Source organism: Agromyces laixinhei, assembly GCF_006337065.1.
Classification (GTDB): Bacteria; Actinomycetota; Actinomycetes; order Actinomycetales; family Microbacteriaceae; genus Agromyces; species Agromyces laixinhei.
Map to the genome: position 1 here is coordinate 26,863 of NZ_CP040872.1, position 20,107 is coordinate 46,969.

Genomic DNA, 20,107 nt, shown 5'->3' on the forward strand with positions numbered 1-20,107 from the left:
AAGGCCGAATCCTGCAAGCGTTTCCATATTGCGATTCGATCCCGTACAGTTTCCGCATGACTCCCGAATGGTGGCGCACCGCCGCGATCTACCAGATCTACCCCCGCTCGTTCGCCGACGCGAACGGCGACGGCATGGGCGACCTCGCCGGCATCACCTCCCGCCTCGGCGCGCTGCAGGAGCTCGGCATCGACGCGATCTGGCTCTCCCCCTTCTACACCTCGCCGCAGCGCGACGCAGGCTATGACGTCGCCGACTACCGCGATGTCGACCCGCTCTTCGGCACGCTCGCCGACTTCGACGCGATGGTCGCCGAGTCGCACGCCCGCGGCATCCGCGTCATCGTCGACCTCGTGCCCAACCACTCCTCCGACGCGCACGTGTGGTTCCAGGCTGCGCTCGCCGCCGCGCCCGGCAGCGCCGAGCGCGCGCGCTATCTCTTCCGCGACGGGCGGGGTGACGACGGCTCCGAAGCGCCCAACAACTGGAAGTCCGTCTTCGGCGGCCCGGCGTGGACTCGCGTGCTCGAGGCCGACGGCACCCCCGGCCAGTGGTACCTGCACCTGTTCGACAGTTCGCAGCCCGACTTCGACTGGACGAATGAAGAGGTTCGCGACGAGTTCCGCGACATCCTGCGTTTCTGGCTCGACCGCGGTGTCGACGGGTTCCGCGTCGACGTCGCCCACGGCATGGTCAAGGCCGAAGGGCTGCCCGATTACACGCCTCCGGCCGAGGGCGGCAGCATGGGCGGTGCCGGTGGCCTCACGACGGATGCCGCGGCATCCGGTGCCCCGCTCGAACCCGGCATCAGCGACGAGCACGGCGACAGCGCGCCGTACTGGGCGCAAGACGGCGTGCACGAGATCTATCGCGACTGGCGGCTGCTGCTCGACGAGTACCCGGGTGAGCGCGTGCTCGCCGCAGAGGCGTGGGTCGACCCGCTCTCCCGCGTCGCGAAGTGGGTGCGGCCCGACGAGATGCACCAGGCCTTCAACTTCGCCTACCTCGAGACGCCGTGGAACGCCGCGGCGCTGCGCCGCGTCATCGACGACTCGCTCGACGCGTTCGCCGCTGTCGGCGCGCCCTCGACCTGGGTGCTCTCGAACCACGACGTCGTGCGGCATGCCACCCGGCTCTCGGTCACCGAGGCGAATCCGCAGGGCCACGGGCTCGGCCCCCGCTCGAAGGGCCTGCCGTCGTTCGAGGCCGGCCTGCGCCGCGCCCGCGCCGCGACCGCCCTCATGCTCGCACTGCCCGGCTCGGCCTACATCTACCAGGGCGAGGAGCTCGGCCTGCCCGAGGTCATCGACCTGCCCGACGGTGCCCGCCAGGATCCGACGTGGTTCCGCACCGCCGGCGAGCGCTACGGACGAGACGGATGCCGCGTGCCCCTGCCCTGGGAATCGTCCGCGCCGTCATACGGCTTCGGCCCGACGGATGCCTCGTGGCTGCCGCAGCCCGAGCAGTGGGCATCGCTCGCGCGCGACGTGCAGCGCGGCGACCCCGCCTCGACGCTCTCGCTCTATCGCGACGCCCTCGCGCTGCGGCGTGCGCGTCAGCTCGGCGCCGGTGCCGTCGAGTGGCTGCCGGGTCAGCCCGAGTCGGTCGTCGCGTTCCGCAACGGCGACATCGTGGTGATCGCGAACACCGGTGACGCGCCGGTCGAGCTGCCCGACGGCGAGGTGCTGCTCTCGAGCGAGCCGCTCGACGGGCGCGTGCTTCCCGCCGACACCACGGCCTGGCTCGCGGCGTAGCGGCGCGCGTCTCGCGTCTCGCGTCTCGCGTCTCGCGTCTCGCAGGCTGCACGGCGCACGACGCACGGCGCGCTGCACGCTGCACGCTGCAGGCGATTCGCACATACACGTCTCCCCTGAGGCCCCTGATGCGAAATCGCCTGCAACGCGCTACGGTCACGACCTGCACGCGCACACCCCGCGGCATCCGCTCGCTCACCGCCCGTGAGGCGCCGCGCGCGACCCCCATCGATGCTCGCCGCGCGCGATGAGCTCGAGCACCATGCCCTGTGTGCGCTCCCACTCGTCGACGACCATGCGGTAGGTGAGCCGCACGAGCAGGTAGCCCTGCATCGCGAGCTCGAGGCCGCGGCGCCGATCCTCCTCGAACTCGGGGGGATCGATGTGGAAGCCGGCACCGTCCAGTTCGACGACCAGACGATCGCCGATGAGCAGGTCGACGCGCCCGACGCCCGGGATCCACGCCTGCGTGATGTGCCGCACCCTTCGCGAGACGAGAAGCAGACGGGCGATGGTCTCGAGCCCTGAGTCGCATCCGGCGTCGGCGGCATCGACGAAGCGACGGAATCGGCCGGGCACGAGCGCGCGCACCTCCGCTCGCCCGGTCGAGCCCAGCTCACCGGAGTTCAGCGCCGAATCGAGCGCGGTCATGGTCGGCACCACTCCCTCGCGCGTGAACATCTCGGCGAGCGCGCGCGGCAATCCGTCGCGAGCGGGCAGGTCGCCCGGCCCGCCCCGACGCTGGCGGTAGTGCACGCACACCTCGTGAGCTGCGGCGAGTGGGACGGCGCGGTCGGCGGGCGAGCGCAGGCGCGATGCGCCCGCCGCCACGCGCACGTGCAGTTGCGGATCGCCCAGCAACCAGAGACCGTGCAGCCGGGCCACGGATGCCGCGGTCAGCGCGCCGCCCACTCGCACCGCGTCGAGCACGGCAGTCGGAGCATCGTGAACGGCGAACCATCCGGGACGAACGGCGATGATCGATCCGGCGGCGACCGCTGCCGCCCTGGCCGATCTCGAGACGCCGAGCCGGTCGAGCTCTCGGACCGGCAGCGCGCCCGCACGCGCCCGGATCGCGGCGGCCGGGCGGATCGCGGCGGCCGGGCGGACCGCGGCGGCCGGGCGGATCGATCGCGACGACGAGTGAGCCTGCGCACGAGAAGGGGTCGGCATGCCGAGAGTCTGTCTCGTTCGGCGCGAGCGTGATGGATGCCTGTGGAGAACTCGGGATCGTTCCCTCGCGTCCCTGCACGATGCAGGCGATATCGCGTCATGCATCCGCATCTCGCCGCGAGAGTCGAAATCGCCTGCAGAATGCGGCGAGGCCACGTGATCAGCACGCAGCGTCAGGCGCCCAAGGGATCAGCGAGGCGTCCCCGCCGCCTCAGTTGGTGTTCGCGTAGAGCCATTCGAGCGGGTCGACCTTGGTGCCGCTCATGCCGCCGAGGCGGATCTCGAAGTGCAGGTGCGGGCCGGTCGACATGCCGGTGTCACCGGTCTGACCGATCACGTCACCGACCTTGACGGTGTCGCCCGTCTCGAACCGGCGCGAGTCGTGCACCATGTGGGCGTAGACGCTCGTGACGCGCTTGCCGTCGATCATGTGGTCGATCATCATGACGACGCCGAGGGATCCGCCCGAGTCGGTCGAGTTGACGACGACGCCGTCGGCGATGGACTGGATCTCTGCACCGAGCCCCGGGTTGAAGTCCTGGCCGCCGTGGTCGCTCGAGCAGCCCGCGCAGTCGCGATACCCGAAGTGGTCGCCGATGTGCACGCCCACCGCGAACGGCCACTGGATCGTGCCGGACGGGTTGTTCGTGAACGTCGCCTCGGCGCGGATGCCGGCGGCCTGCGCATACTCGTCGATCGTCTGCGTTTCGAAGCCGTCGCGCTGCACGGTCTGCGCGACCGCATTGCCCGAGAACTCCACCACCTGACCTGGTGCGATGCTGACGGACGGCTCGAGCGCCATCGCCTGCACGTCGGCGGGAGACAACAGCGACAGCGAGGGCACGGATGTCGCAAGCGCGAGCATTGCCGCAAAGCTCATCGCCACGAACCCGCTCGTCACGCGAGCGAACCGGTTGACGCGCTTCGAGCGACCCTTGGGTGCCGGTCGCGACGAGGCGGCTGACGTGCTCGTGCTCGCCGCCGGCGGCCGGCGCGGTGCGCCTCGGCGCGAACCGGTGGCCTCTGCGGCGCGACGCGAGCGCCGACCGTCGGGTCCGTCAGTCGGCTGCCGGGTTGCCGGCGCGGAAGCCGACACGGCCGAGGCCGAGATCACGGCGGCGAGATCGTCGCCCGACGATGTTCCGGATGCCGGCGGCACGACGTCGACCGTCGGAGCGGGGAGCGCCGAGCTGCGCCGGGAACCGGGAGCCGCCGCCTTCTCGGCCTTTCGCGCTGCTCGGGCCGCACGCTTCGAGCGCACGGGCCGTTCGGCACCCGAGTCGTCGCCGACCGCGACAGGCTCGGATTCGGCGCCGAGCCCGGCGAAGAGATCATCGAACCCTGCCTTCGGAGCCGCGAGAGCGGCTGGAGCCGCGGGAGCGACCGGTGCCGCGGGAACGACCGGAGCCGCGAGAGCGGCGGGAGCCGCGGGAGCGGTCGGTGCCGAAACATCAGCTTTCCCTGCGGTGCGCGACGCGCCTGCCGCCCGACGTGCCTCGGCGGCCTCTCGTTCGCGAAGCTCCCGACGGGTCAGGGGTCGTTCGGACCGCGATGCAGCATGGGTGCCTGGCGTTGAATCGTCGGGCACGAGGGGGGACTCGGGCACGTGTAGGGGACTCTCGACGTTGGGGAAACGGACTGGGTCGTGCTGGGAGGTGGGCATCCCGGCATCACGCCGAGATAACGACTTGGTAAACAGTACCCGCTCTCGACCCTGCGTGCCATTCGCAATCGGGTTTCGCGGCTGTCAGAATGCCGGGAAACCCCGCGACATCCGCGGCGCGCGGGCGCTTCGGCGCACCCGCCCGTCAGGCGTCCAGCCCGGCGTGTCGCAGCGCGCCCGCGAGCTCGTCGTAGAGCGCGGGCGCCGCTGCGATCATGAGTTTCGGCGGTCGCCGGCCGGCCCCTGCGGCCGCCGACCCTCGCGCCGGCCTCCTGTGCGATCAGCGCGCCGGCGGCGTGATCCCAGGGGTTCAGGCCGCGCTCGTAGTAGGCATCGAGCCGGCCCGCCGCAACCGAGCACAGGTCGAGGGCGGCCGATCCGATGCGGCGGATGTCCCGAGCGAGCGGCAGCAGCTCGAGCAGTACCGCGGCCTGCGCACGCCGCGTCTCAGACGAGTACGCGAACCCGGTGCCGACGAGGGCGAGGGCGAGCGGCACATCCGTGTTCACCTGCAGCGCTCGCCCGTCGAGGCGCGCCCCGCCTCCGCGACTCGCCTCGAACACCTCGCCCGTGATCGGGTTCACGACGACGCCGGCGAGCGCGGTCCAGGTGCGCGGGTCGTCAGAGCCTTCGACGACGGCGATGCTGACCGACCAGCTGGGAATGCCGTAGAGGAAGTTCACGGTGCCGTCGATCGGATCGACGACCCAGTTGACACCGCTCGTGCCGACGCTCGAGCCGTCCTCCTCGCCGACGATGCCGTCGTCGGGTCGCGCCTCGAGCACGAGCCGGCGGATGAGCGCCTCGGTTTCGCGATCGACCGCCGTGACGATGTCGACGGGCGACGACTTCGTCGCAGCGACCGTCACCCCCTCACGACGCGCCTCGCGCGCGAACTCGGCCGCCTGCAGCGCGATGCGCCTCGCAAGGTCGAGCAGGGCAGCGGATGCCTCGGTGCCCGTGCGCCCGTCGGCGCGCATCGCTTCGCCCTGGCGCAGTGCTTCGCCCTGGCGCAGCGCTTCGTCGTGGCCCCCTGCAGACTCGTGTTCGCTCATGCCCTCACGCTAGCCGCACCCCGGCCGCGCCGGCGCGGTCGCGCCGGCCAGGGCAAGGCCGGGCCAGCTGCATCCGTCGCTCTCGATGCTGAAACCACGAAAACCCCGGATGACCGGGGTTTCTCTGGTGGCGAGTGAGGGATTCGAACCCCCGAATGCTGAGCAGTCTGATTTACAGTCAGATCCCTTTGGCCGCTTGGGTAACTCGCCATCGCACCCGACCACGTTCTGCACACAACCGGGGGCCTGTCAAGAGTACCCGCCGACGGCCGGTGCGAGAAATCGACGGCTACAGACGCCACCACGGGATCTCGGCGGTGTCGTTCTGGTCGCGCTGCGGGGTCGTGTCGTAGCGATCAGGTTGTGGCGCAGGGTCGTAGCGGGGCTCTGCGACCACCGGTGCCGGCACCTCTTCGTAGGCCGCATCCCGCTGCATCCGGCGCGTCGGCCCGCGGAGTCCCGATCGCTGGATGACTCGCTGGATCGTGGCGCCGCGCTGGTCGGGCGAACCGACGAATCTGATCTCGCGGAGGCCCTGATCCTGCGCCGCCGACTCGAAGACGAAATGACCGTAGCCGAACACCCGGCCGATGAGCGGCGTATGCACCGAGATGTCGAGGATTCGCGAGATCGGCATGGTCGCGATGCGTTGCGACAGGATGCCGTGCACCCGGAACACCCGCATGTTCGTGATCACGAAGCGATCCATGCGCGACTGCAGGATGCGCCAGAGCCCGTGCAGGGCCAGGAAGAGCGCGAGGAAGAGCGGCAGCCAGTACAGCTGCGGGGGCATCCACGTGAGCAGCACGAGTGCCGGCACCGCCAGGAGCATCTCGAGCACGGCGCTCGCGACCGCCGCCCAGTGCTTGTGCACCTCGTCGACGATCACTTCGCCTTCGTCGGCGATGAGATGCCGCTCGACGCGCGGAGTGAAGCCGAACACGCTCATGGCCTCATGTGGCGAGCGAGGTGAAGAACCTGCCCACTGCCTCTGATGCCGACACGACCGCGCCGAACGCGCCCTCGACGACATTCGCGGCGTCTTCCGGGCGACTGATCATGTAGAACAGAGCGAAGACCACGACCAACACCACGACGATGCCCTTGAGCCACTTCACGGGTGGTTCCCTTCGAATCGGCGACTGGGGTGGGCCGCCACCCCCCAGAGCCGGCCACGACAATCGTTTCTACCGCACTCCATGGAGCGAGACAATGCGCCACGCGGTGGCCCGCGACACCGGACGATAGGATTCCTCTGAACCGGCGTGGCCGGCAACTGCCCCGGCGTTCCCGGGGAAATCGGCTCGGCGAGACCTGGAACGAGGGGGCATGGCCGGCATCGAAGAGGTCGCGAGGCTCGCGGGGGTGTCCACCGCGACGGTGTCGCGTGCGCTCAGCGGCCGGGGCCATGTGTCGCCGGGATCGAAGGCGAAGGTCGAGGAGGCCGCCGCGTTGCTCGGCTACGTCGTCTCCTCGAACGCCTCGAGCCTCGCCTCCGGCCGCACGCGCAACATCGGCGTCGTCGTGCCGTTCCTGAACCGCTGGTTCTTCTCCTCCGTGCTCGAGGGCGCTCAGCAGTCGCTCCTCCGCAGCGGCTACGACCTCACCCTCTACAACCTCTCGGGCGACGGCCGTGAACGCGCGAGCGTCTTCGAGCACTTCCTGCTGCGCCAGCGCGTCGACGCGGTCATCGCCGTCTCGCTCGAGCTCACCGAGCCAGAGGTCGCGCGCCTGCACGAACTCGGCAAACCGCTCGTCGGCGTCGGCGGACCGATCCCCGGCGTCCGCACGCTCACGATCGACGATGCCGCCGTCGCGCGACTCGCGACCGAGCATCTCATCGAACTCGGCCACACCCGCATCGCCCACATCGGCGGCGATCCCGAGTTCGACGTGGACTTCCACCTGCCCACGAACCGCCGCATCGGCTACGAGGCCGCGCTCAACGACGTGGGCATCGAGGCCGACCCTCGCCTGTTCGCGCCGGCCGACTTCACGATCCGCGGCGGCTACCACGCCGCGAAGCAGTTGCTCGGCGCCCCGAACAACCGGCCGACCGCGATCTTCGCGGCATCCGACGAGATGGCGATCGGCTCGATCCTTGCCGCGCGCGACCTCGGCCTCGTCGTGCCCCGCGACGTCTCGGTCGCCGGCATCGACGACCACGACCTCGCCGAGTTCTTCGGCCTCACGACGGTTGCGCAATTCCCGCGGCTGCAGGGCGAGATGGCGGTCGAGATCCTCATGGACGAGCTCGAGCCGAGCAGCACGGATGCCGCGGCGCCCGCCGCCACTCCCCTGCCGTACGAGTTGCGGGTGCGCTCGTCGACGGCCCGCCCGCCCGACTGAGCTGCACGCCCCGCGGCATCCGCTCGTCGATACACTGGGCGGCATGGCAGATGCAACGTTCGACATCGTTTCCAAGGTCGACCAGATGGAGGCCGACAACGCCCTCCACCAGGCGCAGAAAGAGGTCGCGCAGCGCTACGACTTCAAGAACATCGGCGCATCGATCGAGCAGTCCGGCGAGAAGGTGCTCATCAAGGCCAACAGCGAGGAGCGCGCGAAGGCGATCCTCGAGGTCTACGAGGCGAAGCTCATCAAGCGCGGCATCTCGCTGCGCTCGCTCGACGCCGGGGAGCCGTATGCGTCGGGCAAGGAGTTCCGCATCGAGACCGCCATGAAGGCCGGCATCGACTCCGAGAACGCGAAGAAGATCAACAAGCTCATCCGCGACGAGGCGCCGAAGAGCGTGAAGAGCCAGACGCAGGGCGACGAGGTGCGCGTCTCCTCGAAGAGCCGCGACGACCTGCAGGCGACGATGGCGCTGCTGAAGGGCAAAGACCTCGACGTGGCACTCCAGTTCGTGAACTTCCGCTGACTCGCGGCGCTGCCCCTGCGCGGCGCGTCTCTGCGCGGCGCTGCGCCTGCGCGGCGCTGCCCCTGCGCGTCGGAGGCAAGGTAGCCCGTCCGAGGGCCCGGGTCGGTTGCCTCCGACGGCACCCCTTGCCTCCGACGGCACCCGTTGCCTCCGACGGGAGCCGTCAGGCCGGGCGGCGACTGTTCCGGCTGCGCGCCGCCGGTGCATCAGGTGCATCGACGAGGCGCACGCGCCGCCGACGAGTTCGCGGCACGCCCATCGCCGTGAGACGACGCTCGAGCGGCGATCTCTCCAGTGTCTCGGCCCAGTCCCATCGGTCGAATGCCCGAAGCTGACGCCGAATCGCGTTCTCGCGCTCCTTCTCGGCGATGACCGCTGACGCGGCCCGTTCGGCCGTGTTCGCTCGGCCGAGGTATTTTCCGCGACCATCGGCCTCACCGCCCGCATCGACGCTTCGCCAGTAGAAGTCGAGGAATGCACGCCGCCCGAGCTCGGGGAGCCAGAGTTCGTGTTGCAGTTCGGGCTCCTCGAAGCCCAGCTCTTCGATCACCAGTCGACCGACGGTCTCGAGCGGGGTGTCCGCCTGCTCGGTCGCGCGCGCGAGCACCGCCTCCGTTCGCCGGCTGCCGCGATAGGGCAGCAGCCGTTCGTGCTCGGCCCGAACGGCCGTCATGGTCGTGCACGGGCGCCCTGGCCCGAACCGCGGCGCCCGCAACGCGGCATCCATCGCGACCACTGCCGCAGCCATTGTCGCGTGGCGGCACATCTGGATGAGCGTGAATTCGAGTGAGGTCACGGCATGCAGATCCTCGACGCCGTGCGCCGGATCGTACGAGCCCGCCACCGACGTCACCCCTGCGCGGCGATGGCCTTGCTGGCCACTCGACATCACGTAGATCTCGGTCGGCCAGCGGCCGTGGATCGGGAGCCGCGCGAGTGCAAGCGCCGAGAAGCTCGTGAAGACCGGATGCCGCAGCGTCTCGCCGGCCGCGCGAACCGCGGTCAGGTATCGATTCGTGTCGTGCTCACCCGCAGAGACACCCGGCTGGCTCGGGTCCGCCGCCGGCGCGTAGACGCCCCGGCGGACTCGGATGACGCGCCCCCTTGCGAGCGCGGCGGTGAGCTCGGGTTCGCGGCCCGTCGCACGCACTTCGTCGAAGCGGATGAGTCCGTGAGTCGTCGTCGGGAGGTCGGGCATGCCGCGAGTCTGCACCTCCGCACGGCCTTCGATCACGCTGCGCGTCGCTCGGTCGACAACACGCCGGGCTGCGGTGCTGTCGAGGACGAGTCGCGGCGCTCTCCGCACGCCCGTCGGAGGAAGGTTCTCGCATCGGAGGCAACGAATCCACATCCTCCGACGGGATTCCCGACCTCCGACGTGATCTACCGGGGGCGGCGGGGGGCGTAGCCGTGCAGCCACTCCGTGATTGCGGCGTACGCCGCCGCCCGCACGGGCCCGCGCGAGAGGAACACGTCGTGCAGCGCCCCGTCGATGCGCGCCACGGCGCCGACCTGGCTGAGCCGCAAGGTGCGCTCGGCGACCTCGTCGACGACGAGCACGATGTCAGATGATGCCATCGCCGGATCCCATCGTGCCTGCAGGGTCGAACGCTTCGACAGCAGTGTGAGCACGGGAGCGCCGACGTCGATCCGGGCCGCCACGGTCGCATGCCCGGCGAGCACCGCCCGCAGCCAGGCCGGATGCACCATGAACCCGCGCACCGGCCGCCAGTCGGGGTTGAACTCCCACTCGCCGTCGAGCTCCTTCGAGACCGTGCGGTTGTAGAACCCGAGATCGACGCTCGGCAGGGTCGCGAGCGGATTGACCTTCGCACCCCAGCCGATGACGGGCGCGAGCGCCTCGCGGCCGAGCCGGCTCGCCTGGAACTCGAGCCACGGACTGTTCAGCACGAGCGCCGAGGCACGCCCGGGGTTCCGCGCGGCCCACAGGCTGAGGACGAGCCCGCCGGTCGAGTGCCCGAGCAGGATCAGCGGGCGCCCGGGCGCGCCCTGCCCCATCGCGGCGAGCGCGGCCTCGATGTCGGCGTCGTATTCGGCGAGGTCGGTGATGAATCCGGGGGTCTGGCCGGGGCGCAGGCTCCGCCCGTACTTGCGCAGATCGAGGGCGAAGAATCGCGCGCCGGCGTTCGACCAGTACTCGGCGAGCTCGCGATTGAAGAAGTAGTCGCTCCATCCGTGCACGTACAGCACATCGGCTCCGGATGCCGCACCTCGCGTCAATCGCAGGCGCCACGGAGGTCGGTACCGCACGAGGGTTGCCACGACCTCGCCCTCGGCGTCGGTGCCGAGCGGGAGGGTGTGCTGCTCGAATCCGGCACCGAGCACGTCGGGTCGCCACCCGTTGCCGAGCCCGCTGCCGGGCCCGCTACCGGGCTCATTGCCGGGCCCGTTGGCGAGCTCGTTGCCGGGCCCGCTGCCGGGCCGGCTGCTGCCGTCGGTTCCACTCACGGCACGTCTCCCCCCGTCGTGTGGTCAGCCTATCGAGCGGGCACTCCGGGCAACGTCGCGAGAAGAGCACGCCTACGGGCCGACGAAGAGCACGGCGATGAGCGCCCCGGCGAGCATCGACGGCCCGAACGGGATCGAACCGCGCAGTGTCACGCGCTTCAGCACGAGCGCGACGATCGCGACCAGGCCGCCGACGACGAAGGCCGCGAGCAGCCCGACCAGCCACGCCGACAGTCCGAACCAGCCGAGCAGCAGCCCGATCACGAGCGCGAGCTTCACGTCGCCCATGCCCATCGACGATGGCGAGATGAGCGCCAGCATGAGGAACACGGCGAACATCGCCGCCGCGCCGGTCACGGCCCACAGCAGCGGCATCCAGGTGCCCGTCGCCCACGTCGCCGGCACCAGCAGCACCGCGACGGCGCCGAGCGCAGGGAAGACCACGGCATTCGGCAGACGCTGCTCGGCCAGATCGACGATCGACAGCACGGTCGCGCACGCGGCGAAGACGAGCAGCGCGGGCAGGGTCCACGAGAGTCCGAAGCGCAGGGCGAGCAGGCCGAAGACGATCGCGGTCGTGACGGCGGCGATCGCGCGCAGCGTGCGCGGCGTGCGCAGCGTGCGCGGCCACCCCAGAGTGCGCAGACCCGGCAGTGCGAGTAGCGGGCGCCGCGGCATCCGCTCGCGCTTCATCGACCGTCGGCTCCAGTCGGCGAGCGGCCACCAGCCGAGTGCGACGCCGGCGAGCGCCGCGCCGATCGTCACCAGGAACGTCGACCAGGCGAAGGGCATGATCGAGAGCGTAACCGAGCGCGGGGCGTCGGCTTCGGGGCCTGTGGAACGATCGGCTCGACGGCCTCGCGGCCCGCGGGCACCGGGTGGCTCGAAAGCTCAGGGTGGTTCGGGAGGAAGCCCTACGCGTCGTCGCCGCGCGAGATGCCCACCATGTCGGCGCGCGGCACGACCTTCACGCGCACACGCCCCTCTGCGGCACCGAGCGCCTGCTCGTGCTCGTCGAGGCGGTGCCATCCGTCGAGGTCGGTCCAGCGGATGCCGCGTGACTCGAGCAGCTCGACGACCGACTCCTCTGAGGGCGACTCGGGATCCCACCAGTTGCCGAGGTCGTTGATGAGGTGCTTGATGGTCTCCATCGCATCGGACTTGGTGTGCCCGATGAGGCCGACGGGCCCGCGCTTGATCCAACCGGTCGCGTAGACGCCGTACATCTGGCGCGCCTCGCCGGTCTGCTTGTCGCGCATCAGCACCTGGCCCTCGTGGTTCGGGATCACGCCGAACTTCTTGTCGAAGGGGATGCCCGGCAGCGGCGTGCCGAAGTAGCCGACGGCACGATAGACGGCCTGCACGGGCAGCTCGCGGATCTCGCCGGTGCCGACCACGCCGCCTTCGCCGTCGGGCGCGGTGCGCTCCCAGCGGATGGCGCCGACCCGCCCGGTGCCGTCATCGACGAGGTCGAGCGGCTTCGCGAAGAAGTGCAGGTGCAGGCGGCGCGATGCCTCGCCCACCGGTCGCTGGCGCCACTGGTTCAGCACCTTGTCGATGACGAAGACCTGCTTGTTGCCCGAGACCGCCGCGCGCGCGGCGTCGTCGTAGTCGAAGTCCTCGTCGTAGAGGATCATGTCGACGTCGCGGAGCTCCCCGAGCTCGCGCAGCTCGAGTGGGGTGAACTTGACCGATGTCGGGCCGCGACGGCCGAACACGTGCACATCGGTGATCGGCGAGGCCTCGAGGCCGGCCGCCACGTTCGCGGGGATCTCGGTGGACATGAGGTCTTCGACGTGCTTCGCGAGGATGCGGGCCACGTCGAGCGCGACGTTGCCGTTGCCGATCACGGCCGCCTCGCGCGCCTCGAGCGGCCAGGTGCGCGGGAAGTCGGGGTGCCCGTCGAACCAGCTGACGAACTCGGCGGCGCCGTAGGATCCGTCGAGCTCGGTGCCGGGAACGTTCAGCGAGGCGTCCTTGACGGCACCGGTCGCGAAGATGACGGCGTTGTAGTGCTTCTTCAGGTCTTCGAGGGTGATGTCTTCACCGAATCTCACGTTGCCGAAGATGCGGATGTCGCCGCGGTCGAGCACCTCGCGAAGCGCCGTGATGATGCCCTTGATGCGCGGATGGTCGGGTGCCACGCCGTAGCGCACGAGCCCGTATGGCGCGGGCAGGTGATCGAAGAGGTCGATCGAGACGTCGAAGTTGCGCTCGGCCCTCAGCAGGATGTCTGCGGCGTAGATGCCGGCGGGGCCTGCCCCGACGATCGCCAGTCTCAGTTTGTTCCTCGTCACGTGCGTGGTCTCCATCGGTTCTGATTCAGCTCTCGCGCTCGACGACCGTCTCGGCGAATCGCGTGAGCGCCTTCTTCACACTGCCGTCGCGCAGCGGCGCGAGGGCGGCGACCGCCTCGCGCGCCCAACGATGCGCCTCGGCGAGGGTGGCGCGCGTGGCGTCGTGCTCCCGAAGCTCGGCGACGATCGCGTCGACGGTCGCCTTCGACGGCACGATGCGAGAGGCGAGGGTGTTCGTGTCGATGGGATCGCCGAGCGCGGCCGGGTCGGTCGTGACGACCACATCGCGTTCGATGCGCTCCAGCAGGGCAGCGGATGCCGCGTCGGTCTGCGCATGCTCGGCGAGACGGAGCATCGGCAGCGTGACGACCCCGGCGCGCAGGTCGGTACCGGGCACCTTGCCGGTCTCGGCGGGCTGCGGCGACAGGTCGATGACGTCGTCGACGAGCTGGAACGCGACGCCGACCTTCTCGCCGAACTCGATGATCGGCTCCTCGAGGCCCGGGTCGGCTCCCGAGAAGATGATGCCCGACTGTGCGGCGGCCGCGATGAGCGAACCCGTCTTGTCGGCGAGCACCTGGATGTAGTGCTCGATGGGGTCGTCGCCCGTCTGGGGGCCGACCGTCTCGTGCAGCTGGCCGAGCACGAGCCGCTCGAAGGTGCGCGCCTGCATGCGGATGGCGCCCTCGCCGAGGCCGGCCATGAGCTGGCTGGCCCGGGCGAAGAGCAGGTCGCCCGTGAGGATGGCGACGGAGTTGCCCCACACCGACTGCGCGCTCGGCACGCCGCGCCGGCGGTCGGCGTCGTCCATGACGTCGTCGTGGTAGAGGCTCGCGAGATGCGTGATCTCGATCGCCTCGGCCGCGGTGACGACGTCGTCGGTCACTCCAGCGCCGAGCTGCGCCGTGAGCAGCGTGAGCATGGGGCGCACGCGCTTGCCGCCCGCCTGCAGCAGGTAGCGCGTGGAGACATCCGCGATCGTGTCGGCGAACCGCACCTCTTGGAGCAGGCCGGCCTCGACGCGGTCGAGTCCTTCGTCGATCGCCTTCGCCATGGCCTTGTCGGCCGAGGTCGCGAAGACTCGCTCGCTGAGCCCGAGATTGGCAGCGAGCGCTGAGCCGCGACGGGCGACCGGGTGACTCGGTTTCACGCAGTCCAGCCTATCTGGGTCGATACGCGCGAAACGCGCCTCGGCCGCGGCGAAGCGGATCGCCGCCGATCGCTGCTCAGTCGAGCGGCTTGCGCCCCCGGTGCAGGGCGACGACGCCGAGGGTGAGGTCGCGCCACGCGACATCCGTGTAGCCGGCCTCGCGGATCCACCCGGCGAGGGTGCGCTGATCGGGCCACGCGTCGATCGACTCGTTGAGGTACTCGTAGGCCGTGTCGTTCGAACTCGAGAGCTTCACGAGCGGCGGCATGACGTAGCGCTGGTAGATGCCGTACCCGGTGCGCACGAGGGCAACCGGCGGCGTCGAGAACTCGCAGATGACGAGCCTGCCGCCCGGCTTCGTGACCCGGATGAACTCGGCGAGTGCCAGCTTCGGCTCGTTGACGTTGCGCAGGCCGAACGAGATCGTGACGGCGTCGAATTCGTCGTCGCCGAACGGCAGCTTCGTGGCGTCGGCCTCGACGAAGACGAGATTCTGCACGCTCGCCTGACGACGGCGGCCGACTTCGATCATGCCCGGCGAGAAGTCGGCGGCGACGACGGATGCTCCGGACTTCGCGAGACTCGCGCTCGAGGTGCCCGTGCCGGCGGCGACGTCGAGGATGCGCTGCCCGGGGTGGGGGTCGACGGCGCGCGTCGTCGCGACGCGCCAGAGCGGCGCGTTGCCCACCGAGAGCAGGGTGTTGGTGCGGTCGTAACTCGCGGCGACGCGATCGAACATGGCCGACACCTGGTCGGGCTGCTTGCCGAGGTCTGCGCGGGTCATCCCTCGATCCTACGGCGTGCGGCCGGGCGTAGGCTGGGGCGGTGAGTCAGACGGATGACGCGGTGCAGGCCGCGAATGCCCGGCTCGTCGTTCGCACCGTGGCCGTCGATGAGACGGAGCCGTTGATCCCGCGCGCCGACCCGCGGCATCCGCTCGTCTGGATGCGCCGGGGCGAGGGCATCGTGGGGCTCGGCGAAGCCGTGCGCATCGAGACGGGCGGGCCGAACCGCGTCGAGGACGCCGCCGCGGCCTGGGCATCGCTCGCGGCCCTCGCCGAGATCGACGACCGGGTGGGGCTCCCGGGCACGGGCCTCGTCGCGTTCGGAGCCTTCGCCTTCGCCGACGAGTCGTCTGCCACGAGCGTGCTCATCGTGCCCGAGCTCGTCATGGGCCGCCGCGACGGTCGCTCATGGGTCACCCGCATCTCGTTCGCCACCGGCGACGACGAGGCGACGGATGCCACCGGCGCCGCGGAACCCGTCGAACTCGCACTGCCCGTGCCGGCGCCGAAACGCCAGGTGCCGCGCGTGGCATTCACCCCCGGCGCGGTGCCGCCGTTGGCATACGAAGCGGCCGTCGCCGAGGCCGTGCACCGTATCGACGCCGGTGAAGGGCCCGCCAGGCTCCAGAAGGTGGTGCTCGCCCGGCAGCTCGTCGGCGAACTGCACGAGGACGCCGGGCTGCGGGCCACGATCAACCGTCTCGCCGAGGACTACCCCGACACCTGGGTCTTCGCGGTCGACGGCCTCATCGGCGCGAGCCCCGAGACACTCGTGCGAGTCGACCACGGCACCGTCTCGGCACGTGTGCTCGCCGGCACCGCCTCCCGCGGTGCGGGCGAGGCCTCCGACCGCGAGCGGGCGCTCGCCCTTTCCGCCTCCGAGAAAGACCTGGCGGAACATGAACTCGCCGTCGAGAGCGCAGTGAAACGGCTCGCACCGCACACCGCCCGTCTCGACCGCAGCCCCGAACCGTTCACGCTGCAGCTGCCGAACCTCTGGCACCTCGCGACCGACCTGAAGGGCACGCTCGGCGACGGCTCGAACTCGCTCGACCTCGTGCGAGCCGTGCATCCGACCGCGGCGGTCGCCGGCACTCCGCGTCGCATCGCACTCCCCGTGATCGCCGAGCTCGAGGGGTTCGACCGCGGCCGCTATGCCGGACCGGTGGGCTGGATCGACGGCGACGGCGACGGCGAGTGGGCGATCGCGCTGCGCTGCGCCCAGGTCGACGCCGACGGCACGGTCACGGCATATGCCGGATGCGGCATCGTGCACGACTCTGTGCCGGCCGACGAGCTCGCCGAGACCGTGATGAAGTTCCGTCCGATCGTCGAGGCGTTCGGCGGCTGAGTCAGCTCGCCGCGAGACGCGCCTGCTGCTCGGCGACGTCGTAGTCGGCCTGCGGCCAGTCGAGCCGCATCGCCTCGAGCGCGTCGATGAGCAGGTGCTGCACGGCCAGCCGCGCGTACCACTTGCGGTCGGCGGGCACGACGAACCAGGGGGCATCCGTCGTCGCCGTGCGCTCGAACACGGTCTGGTAGGCCGCCGCGTAGTCATTCCAGAGCAGCCGCTCGTCGACGTCGCCGGGGTTGAACTTCCAGTGCTTGTCTGGGCGGACGAGTCGTTCCGTGAGTCTGGCCTTCTGCTCGTCGCGCGAGATGTGCAGCATGACCTTGATGATCGTCGTGCCGGTCGCGGCGAGCTCGGCCTCGAACTCGTTGATCGCGCCGTACCGCCGCTCGATCTCCTCGGGCGAGGCGAGCGCGCGCACCCGGCCGATCAGCACGTCCTCGTAGTGGGAGCGGTCGAAGACGCCGATCATTCCGGCACCCGGCACCTGCTTGCGGATGCGCCAGAGGAAGTCGTGCTCGAGCTCTTCGGGCGTCGGCTTCTTGAATGCCGCGAGCGCAACGCCCTGCGGGTCGACGGACCCCATGACGTGCTTGACGATGCCGCCCTTGCCGGCGGTGTCCATCGCCTGCAGCACGAGCAGGATGCGTCGCTCGTCGCCGCCCATGCGGCTCATCGCGAAGAGCTGCTCCTGCAGATCGGCGAGGATCCCGGCGCCCTCGGCGAGCGCCGCCTGCCCCGCGTGCTTGTCGCCGTCGAAGCCGGGGTGAGCGTGCGAGTCGGTCGCCGACAGCTCGAACCCCTCGCGGACGCGCAGCAGTTCGGCTGGATCGTCGGTCCAGTACGTCTCGCGACTCATGTCACGCCCTTCCGCGCGACCGGCGTCGCCCGAGTTCCATAGTGCCGAGCGAACGGACGCCGCGGCAAGTGTCTCGCAGAAACCGGGGCCGCTCAGCGCGGCAGCGGCACCTCGAGGATCGACGGCCCGTCGACTCGGGTGCCGAGTGCCTCGTCGAGTTCGCCGCGGGTCGTCGCCCTCGTGTATGCCCAGCCGTAGGCGGCGGCCAGCGCCGCCAGGTCGACCTGTTGCGGCGTGAACTGCACACGGTCGAAGGCGTCGGCCGGCGCGGATGCCGCGACCTCGAGTGAATCGAAGATGGTGCCACCGCCGTCGTTGCCGACGATGAGTTGCACGCGGGGCCGCGGCTCGCCCTCGCCGATGAGCATCGATCCGACATCGTGGAGGAGCGTGAGGTCGCCGATGAGGGCACGGGTGACGCCGGCGTGGGCGGCGGGCGCCGCATCCGTCTCGACTGCCGCTTCGCCCGGAAGCGCCGACTGACTCGCGATCGCGATGCCGACGGCGGTCGCGACCGTGCCGTCGATGCCCGCGAGACCGCGATTGGCGTGCACGGTGATGCGGCGCCCGGGCACTGCCCGGTCGGCATCGCGAATGAGTCGCGACGCTCCGAAGACGAGCCGGTCGTGCGGCCAGGTCGTCGACCAGATCGCATCGACGAGCATACGGCGCGTGACGGGCGCCCGCATCGCGGCGAGCTGGGCCTTCATGTACTCGCGCTGAGCTTCGTAGTCCGACACGTGACCGGTCTCGTCGACGCCGTCGCGTTGCAGTGGTGCGGATGGGAGCCCGGCCTCGACGAGCATCCGGCTCGCGCGCACCCAGCGCCCGGTCCAGGCGCGCTCCTCGTCGGCCTGGGGCTGCGGCTCGGCGCGCACGGCGCGCTCGAACCGGCCGGCGCGGCGGCCCGGGTCGAACCACTCGATGCCCCACGGCGCGACGACGATCGTCTCGACGCCCTCGCGCTGCACGAGCGCCGGAACCTCGCGCGACAGCGTCGGGTGCCCGAAGACCACGACCCGCTCGATCTCGTCGCCGAAGCCCGGTTCGCGCAGCAGTTCGCGGTAGGCCACGACGAGGTTCGGCCCGAACCGGGCGCCGCTCGAGACCTCGGCGAGCAGCGGCCAGCCGCCGTCGCGGGCGAACTGCTCGGCATCGATGCCGGCACCGGCACCGGCCACGACGACGGTGCGGGGGCCGGGCCCGATGAGGGCGCCGGGGCCCTCCGAGCTGATCGGCTCGGCGAACATGGCGCCGGCCGGTGCCGAGCCGCCCGCGATCACCGCCGACAACGGCTCCCGCAACTGCAGATTGAGGTGCACAGGCCCCGGGCCGGGGTGCGACACGAGCCGTCCATCGGCGTCACGGCCGAGCGCGGCGTCGACGGCATCGCGCGCGAGGCGCGCCGCGGCATCCGCTTCACCGGCAGCCCCCTCCGGCGCTGCGACGTCACGCTCGAGGCGCACCGCGCCGGCGAAGATGCCGGGCTGCATGGTCGTCTGATTCGAGCGGATACCGCGGAGCTCAGCCGGCCGATCGGCCGAGATCACGATCAGCGGCACACCGGAGTGGTGCGCCTCGAGCACCGCGGGGTGCAGGTTCGCGACGGCCGTGCCCGAGGTCGTGATGACCGCAACCGGCCGGCCGGACTCGATCGCCAGGCCGAGGGCGAGGAACGCGGCGCCCCGTTCGTCGATGCGCACGTGGAGGCGCACCGCGCCCGTGCGTTCGAGTTCGGCGGCAGCGAGGGCGAGTGCCTGCGAGCGGGATCCGGGTGCCACGACGAGATCGACGACGCCATCGCGCACGAGCGCGACCAGCAGCGCCAGCGCGCTCGCGCTCGCCGGGCTCGTGGGCGTGCCGCGGCCGGGCTCAGGCATTCGGGCGGCCGGACGGACCGGACTCCCCCGGTGACTCGGGGCCGTCGGGTCGCTGCCGCTCGGTGCCCGCCGTGCCTGCCGTGCCGTCGGGCTTGTCGCCGCCGTCGTCGCCGTCGAGGTCGGCCAGCTCCTGCTCGAGTCGGCGGATGCGCTCGTCTTGCTCGGCCTCGCTGCCGAGGTGCCGCAGGAACTCGGTGTCGTCGTCGGGGGCCAGGGTGCGAGTGCGACCGCCGGACATGCGGCCGGCGCGACCTCGACCGATGATGAACCAGAGCAGACCGCCGATGATCGGCACGAAGATGATGACGACGATCCACCAGCCGCGGCTCAGCCCGCGAACACGCGATCGGTCGAAGAAGGCGCAGTCGGCGACGGCGTAGATGGAGAAGACCACCGCGGCCACGATCAGCACCACGTACAACCGCACCATGGCCCCAGTCTAGGCGCCTGCGCGGCATCTGGGCTGTGAGTGCGCTCAGGCGCACCGACCTAGACTGGTCGGGTGAAATCCGTGCCCGTCTGGATCTGGTACACCGCCCTGCGGGTGCTGCTGTTCGCCGTTCCGCTCGCGGTGCTCCTCATCGTCGGCGTCAATCCGTGGGTCTCCGCGGCGGTTGCCGCACTGTTCGGGCTGAGCGCGTCCCTCATCTTCCTGCGGCGCGCGCGCGACTCGATGTCGAGCGACCTCTACGCCGCGCGCCACCGCGAGAAGCCGCTCGTGCACGAAGACGCCGAGACCGAAGACGCCGCGATCGAACACGACGCCCGCGAGCGCTGATCGGCCCGCGAG

18 protein-coding genes, 1 tRNA gene and 1 pseudogene are annotated in these 20,107 nt (G+C 70.8%); 5 read left to right on the forward strand and 15 right to left on the reverse strand.

Annotation, left to right across the window (positions count from 1 at the left end; all coding sequences use genetic code 11):
• Positions 1-56: 56 nt before the first annotated feature.
• Positions 57-1,754 (forward strand): glycoside hydrolase family 13 protein, encoded by a 1,698-nt coding sequence (locus tag FHG54_RS00155; RefSeq protein WP_139415365.1) that lies wholly within the window; start codon positions 57-59, stop codon positions 1,752-1,754.
• A 195-nt stretch (positions 1,755-1,949) separates the two neighbouring features.
• On the opposite strand, the gene FHG54_RS00160 is transcribed toward FHG54_RS00155, so the two are convergent.
• From FHG54_RS00160 to FHG54_RS16185, 6 genes and pseudogenes are all read right to left on the reverse strand, one after another.
• A complete protein-coding gene (locus FHG54_RS00160; RefSeq protein ID WP_139415366.1) occupies positions 1,950-2,927 on the reverse strand; it encodes an endonuclease domain-containing protein in 978 nt (325 codons plus the stop codon).
• Between the two features lie 211 nt (positions 2,928-3,138).
• Positions 3,139-4,188 (reverse strand): M23 family metallopeptidase, encoded by a 1,050-nt coding sequence (locus FHG54_RS16990; protein WP_168197039.1) that lies wholly within the window; start codon positions 4,186-4,188, stop codon positions 3,139-3,141.
• Between the two features lie 547 nt (positions 4,189-4,735).
• Positions 4,736-5,570: pseudogene (locus FHG54_RS00175) on the reverse strand (inositol monophosphatase family protein).
• 200 nt (positions 5,571-5,770) lie between these two features.
• Positions 5,771-5,855 (reverse strand) — tRNA-Tyr (locus tag FHG54_RS00180).
• Positions 5,856-5,934: 79 nt separating this feature from the next.
• Complete coding sequence (locus tag FHG54_RS00185; RefSeq protein ID WP_139415368.1) at positions 5,935-6,594, reverse strand: PH domain-containing protein; 660 nt, start codon at positions 6,592-6,594, stop codon at positions 5,935-5,937.
• A gap of 4 nt (positions 6,595-6,598) precedes the next feature.
• Positions 6,599-6,763, reverse strand: a complete 165-nt coding sequence (locus FHG54_RS16185; protein WP_168197040.1) for a hypothetical protein — start codon at positions 6,761-6,763, stop codon at positions 6,599-6,601.
• A 211-nt stretch (positions 6,764-6,974) separates the two neighbouring features.
• Here FHG54_RS16185 and FHG54_RS00190 point away from each other — a divergent pair, with 211 nt between their 5' ends.
• The gene (locus FHG54_RS00190) at positions 6,975-7,994 is read left to right on the forward strand and encodes a LacI family DNA-binding transcriptional regulator (protein ID WP_139415369.1); all 1,020 of its coding nucleotides are present in this window, start codon (positions 6,975-6,977) and stop codon (positions 7,992-7,994) included.
• A 43-nt stretch (positions 7,995-8,037) separates the two neighbouring features.
• Entirely contained in the window at positions 8,038-8,526 is a 489-nt protein-coding gene (locus tag FHG54_RS00195; protein WP_139415370.1) for a YajQ family cyclic di-GMP-binding protein, read from the forward strand.
• Between the two features lie 163 nt (positions 8,527-8,689).
• On the opposite strand, the gene FHG54_RS00200 is transcribed toward FHG54_RS00195, so the two are convergent.
• From FHG54_RS00200 to FHG54_RS00225, 6 genes are all read right to left on the reverse strand, one after another.
• Positions 8,690-9,724: a type IV toxin-antitoxin system AbiEi family antitoxin domain-containing protein gene (locus FHG54_RS00200; RefSeq protein ID WP_168197041.1), complete on the reverse strand. Its 1,035-nt coding sequence runs from the start codon at positions 9,722-9,724 to the stop codon at positions 8,690-8,692.
• 185 nt (positions 9,725-9,909) lie between these two features.
• The gene (locus FHG54_RS00205) at positions 9,910-10,872 is read right to left on the reverse strand and encodes an alpha/beta hydrolase (RefSeq protein ID WP_233437921.1); all 963 of its coding nucleotides are present in this window, start codon (positions 10,870-10,872) and stop codon (positions 9,910-9,912) included.
• A gap of 195 nt (positions 10,873-11,067) precedes the next feature.
• On the reverse strand, positions 11,068-11,787 hold the full coding sequence (locus tag FHG54_RS00210) for a prepilin peptidase (RefSeq protein WP_139415373.1): 720 nt from the start codon (positions 11,785-11,787) through the stop codon (positions 11,068-11,070).
• 122 nt (positions 11,788-11,909) lie between these two features.
• Positions 11,910-13,292 carry an FAD-dependent oxidoreductase gene (locus FHG54_RS00215; RefSeq protein ID WP_232331359.1) on the reverse strand — a complete coding sequence of 461 codons (1,383 nt, stop codon included), beginning with the start codon at positions 13,290-13,292 and terminating at the stop codon, positions 11,910-11,912.
• 25 nt (positions 13,293-13,317) lie between these two features.
• Complete coding sequence (locus FHG54_RS00220; protein WP_233437812.1) at positions 13,318-14,442, reverse strand: polyprenyl synthetase family protein; 1,125 nt, start codon at positions 14,440-14,442, stop codon at positions 13,318-13,320.
• 76 nt (positions 14,443-14,518) lie between these two features.
• A complete protein-coding gene (locus FHG54_RS00225) occupies positions 14,519-15,226 on the reverse strand; it encodes a class I SAM-dependent methyltransferase (protein WP_139415376.1) in 708 nt (235 codons plus the stop codon).
• A gap of 41 nt (positions 15,227-15,267) precedes the next feature.
• Here FHG54_RS00225 and FHG54_RS00230 point away from each other — a divergent pair, with 41 nt between their 5' ends.
• The gene (locus tag FHG54_RS00230; RefSeq protein ID WP_233437813.1) at positions 15,268-16,578 is read left to right on the forward strand and encodes an isochorismate synthase; all 1,311 of its coding nucleotides are present in this window, start codon (positions 15,268-15,270) and stop codon (positions 16,576-16,578) included.
• A 1-nt stretch (position 16,579) separates the two neighbouring features.
• Here the strand turns inward: FHG54_RS00230 and FHG54_RS00235 are convergent, their stop codons facing one another.
• The 3 genes from FHG54_RS00235 to FHG54_RS00245 all read right to left on the reverse strand — a co-directional run bounded on the left by FHG54_RS00235 (position 16,580) and on the right by FHG54_RS00245 (position 19,747).
• Positions 16,580-17,437 carry a PPK2 family polyphosphate kinase gene (locus FHG54_RS00235; protein WP_139415377.1) on the reverse strand — a complete coding sequence of 286 codons (858 nt, stop codon included), beginning with the start codon at positions 17,435-17,437 and terminating at the stop codon, positions 16,580-16,582.
• Between the two features lie 92 nt (positions 17,438-17,529).
• Positions 17,530-19,317: a 2-succinyl-5-enolpyruvyl-6-hydroxy-3-cyclohexene-1-carboxylic-acid synthase gene (gene menD, locus FHG54_RS00240; protein WP_139415378.1), complete on the reverse strand. Its 1,788-nt coding sequence runs from the start codon at positions 19,315-19,317 to the stop codon at positions 17,530-17,532.
• Positions 19,310-19,747: a PLDc N-terminal domain-containing protein gene (locus FHG54_RS00245; RefSeq protein ID WP_139415379.1), complete on the reverse strand. Its 438-nt coding sequence runs from the start codon at positions 19,745-19,747 to the stop codon at positions 19,310-19,312. The genes menD and FHG54_RS00245 overlap by 8 nt, the downstream gene beginning before the upstream one ends.
• A 72-nt stretch (positions 19,748-19,819) precedes the next feature.
• Between FHG54_RS00245 and FHG54_RS00250 the strand changes: the two genes are divergently transcribed.
• Complete coding sequence (locus tag FHG54_RS00250; RefSeq protein WP_139415380.1) at positions 19,820-20,095, forward strand: DUF4229 domain-containing protein; 276 nt, start codon at positions 19,820-19,822, stop codon at positions 20,093-20,095.
• Positions 20,096-20,107: the final 12 nt, after the last annotated feature.

Coding starts and splice junctions, on each gene's coding strand:
- FHG54_RS00155 (WP_139415365.1), top strand. CDS start 57: ATGACTCCCGAATGGTGGCGCACCGCCGCGATCTACCAGATCTACCCC.
- FHG54_RS00160 (WP_139415366.1), bottom strand. CDS start 2,927: ATGCCGACCCCTTCTCGTGCGCAGGCTCACTCGTCGTCGCGATCGATC.
- FHG54_RS00185 (WP_139415368.1), bottom strand. CDS start 6,594: ATGAGCGTGTTCGGCTTCACTCCGCGCGTCGAGCGGCATCTCATCGCC.
- FHG54_RS00190 (WP_139415369.1), top strand. CDS start 6,975: ATGGCCGGCATCGAAGAGGTCGCGAGGCTCGCGGGGGTGTCCACCGCG.
- FHG54_RS00195 (WP_139415370.1), top strand. CDS start 8,038: ATGGCAGATGCAACGTTCGACATCGTTTCCAAGGTCGACCAGATGGAG.
- FHG54_RS00200 (WP_168197041.1), bottom strand. CDS start 9,724: ATGCCCGACCTCCCGACGACGACTCACGGACTCATCCGCTTCGACGAA.
- FHG54_RS00210 (WP_139415373.1), bottom strand. CDS start 11,787: ATGCCCTTCGCCTGGTCGACGTTCCTGGTGACGATCGGCGCGGCGCTC.
- FHG54_RS00225 (WP_139415376.1), bottom strand. CDS start 15,226: ATGACCCGCGCAGACCTCGGCAAGCAGCCCGACCAGGTGTCGGCCATG.
- FHG54_RS00235 (WP_139415377.1), bottom strand. CDS start 17,437: ATGAGTCGCGAGACGTACTGGACCGACGATCCAGCCGAACTGCTGCGC.
- menD (WP_139415378.1), bottom strand. CDS start 19,317: ATGCCTGAGCCCGGCCGCGGCACGCCCACGAGCCCGGCGAGCGCGAGC.
- FHG54_RS00245 (WP_139415379.1), bottom strand. CDS start 19,747: ATGGTGCGGTTGTACGTGGTGCTGATCGTGGCCGCGGTGGTCTTCTCC.